Origin of the sequence: Nonomuraea sp. NPDC052265, from assembly GCF_044547985.1 — a bacterium.
Classification (GTDB): domain Bacteria; phylum Actinomycetota; class Actinomycetes; order Streptosporangiales; family Streptosporangiaceae; genus Nonomuraea.
Map to the genome: position 1 here is coordinate 45,699 of NZ_JBIUBJ010000035.1, position 9,465 is coordinate 55,163.

Consider the following 9,465-nt stretch of genomic DNA (forward strand, 5'->3'; position numbering starts at 1 on the left):
CGTCGCCGCCTTGTCATTCACCGCGTCCGACATCCGCATCAGCGCGACCCAGCGCACCGACACCACCGTCGAGGTACGGCCGGCCGATCCGGCCGACGCCACCGACGTCGCAGCCGCCGAACGCGCCCGCGTCACCTTCGCAGGCGGCCGCCTGACGGTCAAGGACCGCTCGAGTATCCGATCCCTTCCCGGACGCGTCGCAGTGACGGTCGAACTGCCCAACGGCTCGGCGCTCGACATCAGCCTCCGCGACGGGCACCTGAACGGCCAGGGGCGCCTGGGCGAGGTACGGGCCCACGTCTCCCGTGGCCACATCCACCTCGCCCGCACCGGCGAGTCGCGCCTGAGCACCGACGACGGCGACATCACCGTGGCCATGTCCGGGGGCCCGGCTGCCCTCACCACCGCCCACGGCCAGATCAAGGTCGGCGAGAGCATCGGCGCCACCGTGATCGGCAACGGCGCCGGGAACGTCACGGTGGACCGGGCAGAAGACGGCCTGCGCGTGACCGTCGAGCAAGGCGCCGTCAAGGTCGGCGCGATGGCGCGCGGGCGCGCCGATCTGGACGTCGGCGCCGGGACGATCAACGTCGGGATCCCGAACGGCACCGCCGTACTGCTGGACGCCAGGACCGCGCTCGGCAGGGTCCACGACAACCTGGGCGACGACTCCGAGGTGTCCGACGGCAACACCGTCGAGCTCCACGCCCACGTCGCCCAGGGCGACATCCTGCTCCACCGTGTCACCGGCTGACTCACGTATTCCCCTTGCGCGAACACTCCACTTGAAGGAAGGCGATCTACCCATGACCAAGACCCTCCGCACCGCCGCCTGTCTGCTCGTCGCCGCAGTCGCCGTGACCGCGAACGCGTCGGCGGCGGTGGCCGACGACCACGCCGAAGTCCAGCAGGTACTCGACCAAGCCGTGGCTGACGGCATGCCGGGCGCCATGGCTGACGTCCGTGATGGCCGCGGGTCGTGGTTCGGTACGGCAGGCGTGGCCGACACCGACACCGGCCGCAAGCGCCGACAGCAGGAATACTTCCGGGCCGGCAGTACCACCAAGACGTTCGTCGCAGTCGTGGTGTTGAAGCTGGCGGCCGAGGGCCGGCTCAGCCTGGACGACACCGTGGACAAGTGGCTGCCCGGCGTGGTGAAGGGCAACGGCCATGACGGCAGCAAGATCACTATCAGGCAGCTGCTCAACCAGACCAGCGGCATCTTCCCCTACACCTCGGATGAGGGCCTGGCGAGCAAACAGTGGAGCACCGCCTTCCTCAAGGGCCGCTTCGACAGCTACCGTCCCGAGCAGCTGGTGAAGGTGGCCATGGCCAACCCGCCCTTCTTCGCGCCGGGCAAGGGCTGGGGCTACTCCAACACCAACTACACGCTCGCCGGGATGATCATCGAGAAGGTCACTGGCAGGTCCTACGCCGAAGAGATCACCCAGCGCATCATCCGCCCGCTCGGCCTGAGGAAAACGTACCTGCCGGGCGAAGAGCCTGAGCTGCGCAGGCCGCACGCACGGCACTACGTCAAGTTCCTGGTCGGCGAGGACACCACGACTCCCTACGACCTCACCGACATGAACGCCTCCTGGGCCGGGGCAGCCGGCAGCATCGTCTCGACCATGAGCGACCTGCACAGCTTCTATCGAGCAGTGCTGAGTGGCCGTTTGCTGCCGCCCGCGCAGCAAAAGGAGATGTTCACCACCATCTCCACCAAGGGCGTGCAGTGGATCGACAACACCGCCTACGGGCTCGGCGTCTTCTCCCAGAAGCTGTCCTGCGGCGTGACGATCTGGGGCAACGGTGGCAGGATCCACGGCTCCTGGACCTATGCGATGGGCACCCGAGACGGCAAGCACATGGTCGTCACCAACATCAACGGCGACTGGGGCAACCCGATCAACATCCTCACCAAGGAAATGGAAGCCGAGATGTGCCCGCCGAGATCACGATGACCGCTCAATAGCACCGGCTCATCCGGCCTCACGAGCACGAGGCCGGATGAGCTCGCGCACCGCATGCGGCTCGGCGGACATCTTCCCGGCCATGCCGAACCTGGAGAGCGCCGCCAGCAGCATCGCCAAGGCATCATCGGGCGTTGGCGTCAGCATCTCGATCATGACCGCACGCCACCGGGACTGCTGAACCGGCTCCGCGCAGACGCCCCGCCAGCGCCTCGGAGATCACGCGGCCAGCTCGACGTCGGTGAAGTCGACCTCTTTCAGCAGGGGGTCGAACGGATCCGGCCGATGGCGCAGTTCGTCGGTGGTGTACGCGCCGAAGCGGCTGATGTGGGCCCGCAGGTAGGGCGCGATCTGGCCGAGCTGGTCGGCGGTGATCTGCCAGCCCTCGGCAACCAGCTGCCGCACGATGTCGGAGATGTCCAGGGCGTTGTGGAAGACGACCAGGTTGGCCAGCAGCGTGTTGAACTTGATCAGTTTCTCCTGCTCTTCGGGGTCGTTGTCGGCCAGCACCCCGCCGAAGCCGAGCCACTTGGAAAATCCGTTGTAGGACTCGACCTTGTTGGTCGCCGCGGTGACGCGCGCCCGCAGCGCCGGGTCGGCCAGATACCGCAGCAGGGCGACGGTCCGTACGCTGCGGCCCACCTCACGGAAGGCCTTGTAAATACGGTTCTTGCGGGAGTCGGACCGCAGGCGCCGCATCAACGTGGCCGAGGACAGGCGGCCCTCGCTGATCGAGATCGCCACCTGCATCAGGTCGAACCCGAACAACGTGGCCAGGGCGAAGACCGGGAAGTTCTGGCCCTGGGTGTCGGCGTGCACGGTGGAGGGCTGGATGTCGGAGTCGTTGGCCAGCAGCCCTTCGATCAGGTGCACCGCCTCCCACACCCCGCAGAAGGCGGCCAGTTTCGGCTGGCAGTCTTCCCAGGGCAGCAGGTGGGCGCCCCAGTCGGCGTACTCGTTCGAGCCGAGCACGGCCACGTCGCCCTCGGATCGGCTGCACCTCTACCTGGAAAGCCCGAAGGTCGGGCCTGGGGCGACCGCCGTGGACCTGGGCCTGTCGGGTGCGCTCACCGCGTTGCTGACCGCTCTGCCCTCGCTCATCGACGGGCCTTATGGGACCCGGCCGGCCGGCGACGATCCGCACTGCGCACGCGTGGTCGACCTCACCCACTGGTAGATCAACCTGGGGTCCGGCCCACATGGGGTGCCACACTGGCGTCCTCGCGCGTCGGCGAGGCCGGAGTGGAGTCGGGTGCGGCGGGTGCAGTGGTGTCCTTGCCCGGCTGCTGGCGGGTGGGCAGGAGACCGCCGAGTCCACTGGCGGCGCTGGCTCCGAAGACGTTGCCGAGGCTGCCTGGCGTGTCGATGTTGGGCTGGGTCATGACTGCTGTTCCGCGGCGGCCAGGAGTTGCAGGATCTCGGCGCCGAGCTGGCGGTAGTCCTCAGCGACGGTGCCTGCGGTGGCTGCGATGCGCTGCTCAGGGGGCGCGCCTGAGCGGAGTGACGTCCACCAGGCGGGCTGGTTGGCGGCCTCGCTTTCCAGCTCGTGGGCGAGCTTGCCGAGCTCGCGCGCGTCGTTGGCCAACTTCTCCGAATGCCCCACGATCGCGGTCAGCACGGGTGAGAGCCGACGCCGAACGCGACCGCGACCCGGTCCCGGACGCTGCGGTGGATGGCGGTGGCCTGCCGGTTGGTGGCGAACAGGACCACGCCCAGGAGGGCGAGGGCCGCCCTGCCGCTCGGTGGCCTACCTGCGAGACCCACTGATGCAGCGCTCCATCACCGCGGCGTACTGCTCGGGCGTCAGCGCGGCGACCGGATGGTCCAGGCCGGCCACGGCGGTCAAGCGGGCGAGGGTCTCGGCGTAGCCGGCGGGTGGTGGCCGCCTGCACCGACGCCAGGAAACGCTCGACGGCGGCCGCGATCGGCGATCCGGTCGCCGGGCCGGCGGCCGGATCGGCCGGTGGGGAGGGCCGGGTGAGCGGGGAAGGCCACGACGGACACGGCGACCTCCGGACAGGCGATGTGACACATGATGTAGAGCCGAGTCGCCGTCGCTGCGGCGAACGCCGAGCTGGGCGGATGCGGCCCGATGGCCGTCTATGTGACAGATAATGCAAGTTCTGTGTCACACCGCACGGGGGCGGGGTATCGCTTGGGCTTCCTGGCGCAGGATGACGGTGGCCGAGTGCCCCGGCCTGGATAGTGGCCCTGTGGGTTTGCGCCGTCGTGGCCCCTATGGCGCGACTTCGGCAGCCAGTCGGCGAAGGTGCTCGGCGAGGCAGGCGGCGTCTTCGGGGCGCCATGATGCCGTGAGGCGGGCGAAGACTTCTGCCTGGAAGGCGTGCGCGCCGGTCAGGATGTCCGCTCCGGCGGGAGTGACCATCAGCATCGCGCGGCGGGCGTCCTGTTCGGAAGCTTCGCGGGTGACGTAGCCGTGCTTGACGGCCTCGCTGATCATGCGGCTGGCGCCGGAGCGGTCGAGGCCGAGTTCGTGGGCGACGTCGGTGACCGAGACCTCTCCTAGTCGCGCCGAGGCGGCGTCGATCGCCTCCAGGACGAGGATGTCCTGCACCTTGGCCATGTCACCAGTGAGTTCGACGGCCGCGGCCGTCACCCAGCGGCGGGACCAGAAGCGGACCAGTCGAAAGAGGGCGGGGCCCGCTCCAGCGAGATGGGCCCGCGTCGGGTCATCCACCTCGTGGCTGTGCTGTCTCTTGAGCTCGGGAAGCATGGACGCCCTCCAGATTTGCGTGCGTTTCGCAAGCAGTCTAGCGTGTGCGATATGCACACATCTAATCCCCCCGTCACCGCTGGGCTGTCACGAGCGACACAACTCGCCTTCGCCGCCCTGCTCGTGGGCATGCTGATGGCCCAGCTCGACACGAACATCGTGGTCGCCGCGCTGCCCGCCATCTCGGCCGACCTGGAAGCCGGCGGGGCCATCGCCGCGATCACCGCCGTCTACCTGCTCACCGTCACGGTCTCCACGCCCATCCACGGAAAGCTGGGAGACCTGCTGGGCCGGCGAGCCGTCTTCAACGGCACTCTCGTAGTCTTCGCCGTAGGTTCACTGGCCTGCGCGCTGGCACAGTCCATGCCCGTCTTGATCGCTGCGAGGGCTGTCCAGGGCATCGGCGGGGGCGGGCTGGTGGTCACCGCGATCAGCGCCCTGGCGCAGATGTTCACCCGCGAGGAACTGGTCAGACGCCAGGGCTATCTCACCGGCGTCTTCGCGTTCTCCTCGCTGGCCGGACCGCCGCTGGGCGGTCTGCTGGCCGCCGGGCCCGGCTGGCGCTGGATCTTCCTGGTCAATCTCCCGCTGTGCGCCGCGGCCGCGGCGCTGTCGCTGCGCGGGTTGCCCGGCCGGCCACAGGACCGTAGCCGCAGCTCGTTCGACACGCGGGGTGCCGTCCTCATCACCGTCATCGGCGGCAGCGTGGTCGCGCTCGGCTCTGTGCAGTCACTGGCCCGCAGCCTGTGGGGCACGGCGGCGGTGCTCGCCGTCGTGGCCGTCTGCGCACTGCTCTTCGTCAAGGCCGAGCGCCGCACGGCCGAGCCACTGATCCCGCCCGCCCTGTTCCGCGATCGCGCGGTGGCCCGCAGCATCGCCTCGACCGCCCTGGCCGGCATCGCGCTGTTCGGCACGTTCGCTTTCATCCCGCTGGCCATCACGGAGGGGACCGGCGCCGAAAGCGGGACGACGGGGCTGCTTCTGCTGGCGCTGACCACAGGCCAGCTAGCGGCCACCACCACGTTCTCCATCCTGGCCCGCCGCTACCCCGCCATGTGGTGCTGGGGCCGCATCGCGCTCACCCTGGGCATCGCTGGCATGACCGCTCTGGCCGTCCTCCCGGCCCTCCACGACGCGCCGCGCCTGGTCAGCATCCCGCTGGCGATCGTGGGCATGGCGCTGGCCGGCAGTGCCCTGGGCCTGTCCATGCAGGCCTACACTCTGATCGCCCAGGGACGCGCCCAGCCCCACCAGATCGGCTCCACCATGGGCGCCCTCACCTTCGCCCGGCAGCTCGGTGGCTCGCTCGGCGCCGCCGCCTTCGGCTGGCTCCTGCTCACCGCATCCGGCACTCGAACCGGCGTGATCATCGCCCTCGCCGCAGCCGCGATATGCCTGGTCGCCGCCCTGGCCGCCGCACCCCGCGCCAAGGACGACTCGGCCACCCGTACCTGAGCAGCACGGCGAAGCCCCGGCCCGCGAGGTGAGGTGTATGCATCTACTGCGACAGGCGAAAGCGGGTGCGGACATGGAAATGACAGCGGCCGAGGGGACACCGTTGCGCGGAGACCGGCCCAGCACCTACACCGCGGCGATAGAGGCATACCTCGTCTCCGCCGGAGTGAGGAGAGTCCTCCAAGCGCGTCTACCGGATCTCGCTGACCACCTGGGCATGGCTCGCCTGCGGCCAGCAGCCGCCCGTCAGCCGAGCCCGCCGCGGCGCCCAGCCACCCGATTCACCATTCGCCGCACTCGATGAAGCCAATGTCGCACTGCTCCTGGCCGACGCCTTCGCCGCCCGGGCCGCGCTCGTCGACCCCGACACCGCCAACCGGGAGCTGTCGATCCTCAAGGCCGCGATCGTGTGGTGGCAGGCCCGCGGCTGGCTGGGCGGTAACCCCATCGCCGGGATCGATCGGCGGCCGGCCCCACCAGACCGAACCCGGGCGCTGTCCCGCACCCAGATCGCCGCGCTGTTCATGGTCAAGGCCAGCGTCCGCGACAGAACCCTATGGCGGCTGCTGTACGAGACCTGCGCACGCGCCGAAGAGGTTCTCACCCTCAACCTCGAGGACCTCATCCTGGCCGACAAACGCGCCCGGGTCATCGCCAAGGGCGGCGCGACCGAATGGGTGCACTGGCAATCCGGCACCGCCCAGCTCTTGCCCCGGCTCATCACCGGCCGCACCCGCGGCCCGGTCTTCCTGACCGACCGCCGGGCACTCGCCCGAACCCCGTCCCTGGACATCTGCCCGGCCACCGGCCGGGCCCACCTGTCCTGCCGCCGCGCCGCCGAGCTCTTCGAGCAGCTCACCCGACCACTCGCCCATCCGGGCATCACCGACGCAGCGGAACTCGCGATGCGCGGCGGCTGGACTTTGCACCAGCTCCGACACAGCGCCCTCACCCATGAAGCCGAGGACGGCACAAACACCCCCGCCCTGCTCGCCCGTTCCCGGCACGCCTCCGTCCGCTCCCTGGAGCGATACGCCCGGCCCGGCGTCGACGCCGTCGCCGACCACGTCGCTCGCCGAGACCCCAGTAAAACGGCACATCGCCGCAGGTCAGAATCAACTTCGTTGGATTCACGGCCGTTGCTCAGCCGCCGAAAATGGCTTTACCCTCACGTAGCGTCAAGCCGTAGGGTCTCGGCCCTATGAGTGACAAGAAGATCCGGTCTCCGCTCAGAGCCTGCTGACAAAGGCTTAAGTGCTGGCGGGCATGGGCCCGTAGAGAGCTGGTCCGATCTTGTTGATGTAGCCCTGGTGGGACCACTGGGACAGCTGGACGCGGAAGCTGTTGATGTTCTCGATGCCGAGGATGGCGGCCAGTTCACTTCCTCTCCACGCTCGCCACGGCTGAGCGGCCAGGAGTTGCAGGACCTTGCCGCGCCGGTCGGGGCTGGTCAAGTCCGGAAGCGGTGGCGGGTCGCTCCAGCCGCTTGGGGACGGCGGGCCTGCCAGTTCGCGTGTCAGGCGGCGGGTCATCTGGTGCACGGTGGCCCACCAGATCATGGCCTCGTGATGGTCGGGCTTGCGTTCATAGATCCGCACCAGGCGGCGGTAGCGGATCAGCCAGGCAAACGTCCTTTCCACCACCCACCTGCGGGGCAGCACCACGAAGCCGCGCAGGTCGTCGCTGCGCTTGACGATCGTGACGGCCAGGCCGAGGACCTGCCGGGCCCAGACCTGCAGCCGTCCCGCGTAGCCGCCGTCGGCCCAGACCAGGGCGATGGTGGAGAACTTCTCGCGCAGCAGCGCCAGGACCGGATGCGCGCCGTCGCGGTCTTGCACTGACGCGGCGGTGACGATCACGCACAACAGCAGCCCGAGAGTGTCCACCACGACGTGCCGCTTCTGCCCCTTGATCTTCTTGCCCGCGTCATACCCGCAGGCCGCCGCGCCGACGGTCTCGGCCGCCCGGACCGTCTGAGAGCCTGCTGACTAAGGCTTAAGTCACGTTGGGCATGGGCCCGTAGAGAGCTGGTCCGATCTTGTTGATGTAGCCCTGGTGGGACCATTGGGACAGCTGGACGCGGAAGCTGTTGACGTTCTCGATGCCGAGGATGGCGGCCAGTTCGCGACCTCTCCAGGCCCGCCAGGGCTGGGCGGCCAGGAGTTGCAGCACCTTGCCGCGTCGATCGGGGCTGGACAACATCGGCAACGGCGGCGGGTCGTTCCAGCGGCTTGCTGCGGGTGGTAGTTCGTGATGTTCGGGCTTGCGTTCATAGACGCGTACCAGGCGGCGGTAGCGGACCAGCCAGGCGAACGTCCGCTCCACCACCCACCTGCGGGGAAGGACGACGAAGCCGCTCAGATCGTCGCTCCGCCGCACGATCGACACGGCCAGGGCCACGACCTGCCCGGACCAGGTGACCAGCCGACCGGCATAGCCGCCGTCGGCCCAGACCAGAGCGACAGTGGAGAACTTCTCGCGCAGCAGGGCCAGCACCCGGTGCGCGCCGTCACGGTCTTGCACCGACGCGGCGGTGACCATCACGCACAACAGCAGCCCGAGGGTGTCCACCACGACGTGCCGTTTCTGCCCCTTCACCTTCTTGCCCGCGTCATACCCGCAGGCCGCCGCGCCGACGGTCTCGGCCGCCCGGACCGTCTGGGAGTCCATGCACCCGGCGGTCGGCAGTTCGTCCCGTCCGGCCAGAACACGCAGCCGGCCGCGCAACCGGCCGGCCAGCCGTTCGGGCAGACCACGCCGCGACCAGCGCACGAAGAACGCATACACCGCTTCATGCGGCGGGAAGTCGACGGGCAGGGCCCGCCACTCGATTCCGTACCGGGTCACATAGCCGACCGCGTCCAGCACCGCGCGCAGGTCATGCACCATCGGCCGGCCCGCGACCGCGACCAACTCGGCCATCACGCCCCGCGCCTCAGGCTCCAGCACCCGCCACTCGGCATCGGTCAGATCCGACGGGTATGCCGGTTTGCGATCTCGACATGCGCATCCCGGTGAGCCGCAACCGCTGGCGTTCACGGCCCCGGGCGTGTAGACAGACAACCACGGGCTCCTGGCCGCTGAGCTGCTTAGACACCACCTCAGCTACCGGGAGTCCGCTCCCGTTCACCGGCCAACAGCCCAGCCATGACCACATCCCGGCACTCTCCTGACCCGAGCCCGGCACCAAATCCCTTTGTCAGCAGGCTCTGAGAGTCGAGGCACCCGGCTGTCGGCAGCTCGCCCCGTCCGGCCAGGACCCGCAACCGGCCGCGCAACCGTGAGGCCAGCCGTTCGGGCAGA

Annotated in this window: 10 protein-coding genes and 1 pseudogene; 4 read left to right on the forward strand and 7 right to left on the reverse strand. The window is 69.2% G+C overall.

From position 1 onward, the window contains the following. The first annotated feature begins 10 nt into the window (after positions 1-10). Together ACIHAD_RS46140 and ACIHAD_RS46145 are read left to right on the forward strand one after the other, a co-directional pair. Entirely contained in the window at positions 11-754 is a 744-nt protein-coding gene (locus ACIHAD_RS46140) for a DUF4097 family beta strand repeat-containing protein (protein ID WP_397361202.1), read from the forward strand. 52 nt (positions 755-806) lie between these two features. Further along, a complete protein-coding gene (locus ACIHAD_RS46145; protein WP_397361203.1) occupies positions 807-1,964 on the forward strand; it encodes a serine hydrolase domain-containing protein in 1,158 nt (385 codons plus the stop codon). An 18-nt stretch (positions 1,965-1,982) separates the two neighbouring features. Here the strand turns inward: ACIHAD_RS46145 and ACIHAD_RS46150 are convergent, their stop codons facing one another. From ACIHAD_RS46150 to ACIHAD_RS46170, 5 genes are all read right to left on the reverse strand, one after another. Further along, complete coding sequence (locus ACIHAD_RS46150; RefSeq protein WP_397361204.1) at positions 1,983-2,129, reverse strand: hypothetical protein; 147 nt, start codon at positions 2,127-2,129, stop codon at positions 1,983-1,985. Positions 2,130-2,192: 63 nt separating this feature from the next. Continuing rightward, on the reverse strand, positions 2,193-2,945 hold the full coding sequence (locus tag ACIHAD_RS46155) for a Tn3 family transposase (protein WP_397361205.1): 753 nt from the start codon (positions 2,943-2,945) through the stop codon (positions 2,193-2,195). 406 nt (positions 2,946-3,351) lie between these two features. Beyond that, positions 3,352-3,591 carry a hypothetical protein gene (locus ACIHAD_RS46160; RefSeq protein ID WP_397361206.1) on the reverse strand — a complete coding sequence of 80 codons (240 nt, stop codon included), beginning with the start codon at positions 3,589-3,591 and terminating at the stop codon, positions 3,352-3,354. Further along, the gene (locus ACIHAD_RS46165) at positions 3,585-3,737 is read right to left on the reverse strand and encodes a hypothetical protein (protein WP_397361207.1); all 153 of its coding nucleotides are present in this window, start codon (positions 3,735-3,737) and stop codon (positions 3,585-3,587) included. The genes ACIHAD_RS46160 and ACIHAD_RS46165 overlap by 7 nt, the downstream gene beginning before the upstream one ends. 472 nt (positions 3,738-4,209) lie before the next feature. Then, entirely contained in the window at positions 4,210-4,707 is a 498-nt protein-coding gene (locus tag ACIHAD_RS46170; RefSeq protein WP_397361208.1) for a MarR family winged helix-turn-helix transcriptional regulator, read from the reverse strand. A 51-nt stretch (positions 4,708-4,758) separates the two neighbouring features. Here ACIHAD_RS46170 and ACIHAD_RS46175 point away from each other — a divergent pair, with 51 nt between their 5' ends. Both ACIHAD_RS46175 and ACIHAD_RS46180 read left to right on the forward strand, forming a co-directional pair. Continuing rightward, positions 4,759-6,162, forward strand: a complete 1,404-nt coding sequence (locus tag ACIHAD_RS46175; protein WP_397361209.1) for an MFS transporter — start codon at positions 4,759-4,761, stop codon at positions 6,160-6,162. 407 nt (positions 6,163-6,569) lie between these two features. Then, positions 6,570-7,367 carry a tyrosine-type recombinase/integrase gene (locus tag ACIHAD_RS46180; protein WP_397361210.1) on the forward strand — a complete coding sequence of 266 codons (798 nt, stop codon included), beginning with the start codon at positions 6,570-6,572 and terminating at the stop codon, positions 7,365-7,367. Positions 7,368-7,412: 45 nt separating this feature from the next. Here ACIHAD_RS46180 and ACIHAD_RS46185 read toward each other — a convergent pair. Together ACIHAD_RS46185 and ACIHAD_RS46190 are read right to left on the reverse strand one after the other, a co-directional pair. After that, positions 7,413-8,129 (reverse strand): annotated as a pseudogene (locus tag ACIHAD_RS46185) (transposase); the annotation flags it as partial. A 28-nt stretch (positions 8,130-8,157) separates the two neighbouring features. Further along, a complete protein-coding gene (locus ACIHAD_RS46190; protein ID WP_397361215.1) occupies positions 8,158-9,201 on the reverse strand; it encodes an IS5 family transposase in 1,044 nt (347 codons plus the stop codon). Between the last annotated feature and the right edge of the window lie 264 nt (positions 9,202-9,465).

Bases quoted from the DNA above. Each gene is read 5' to 3' on its own strand.
- ACIHAD_RS46170 (WP_397361208.1), bottom strand. From the start codon at position 4,707: ATGCTTCCCGAGCTCAAGAGACAGCACAGCCACGAGGTGGATGACCCG.
- ACIHAD_RS46175 (WP_397361209.1), top strand. From the start codon at position 4,759: ATGCACACATCTAATCCCCCCGTCACCGCTGGGCTGTCACGAGCGACA.
- ACIHAD_RS46150 (WP_397361204.1), bottom strand. From the start codon at position 2,129: ATGATCGAGATGCTGACGCCAACGCCCGATGATGCCTTGGCGATGCTG.
- ACIHAD_RS46145 (WP_397361203.1), top strand. From the start codon at position 807: ATGACCAAGACCCTCCGCACCGCCGCCTGTCTGCTCGTCGCCGCAGTC.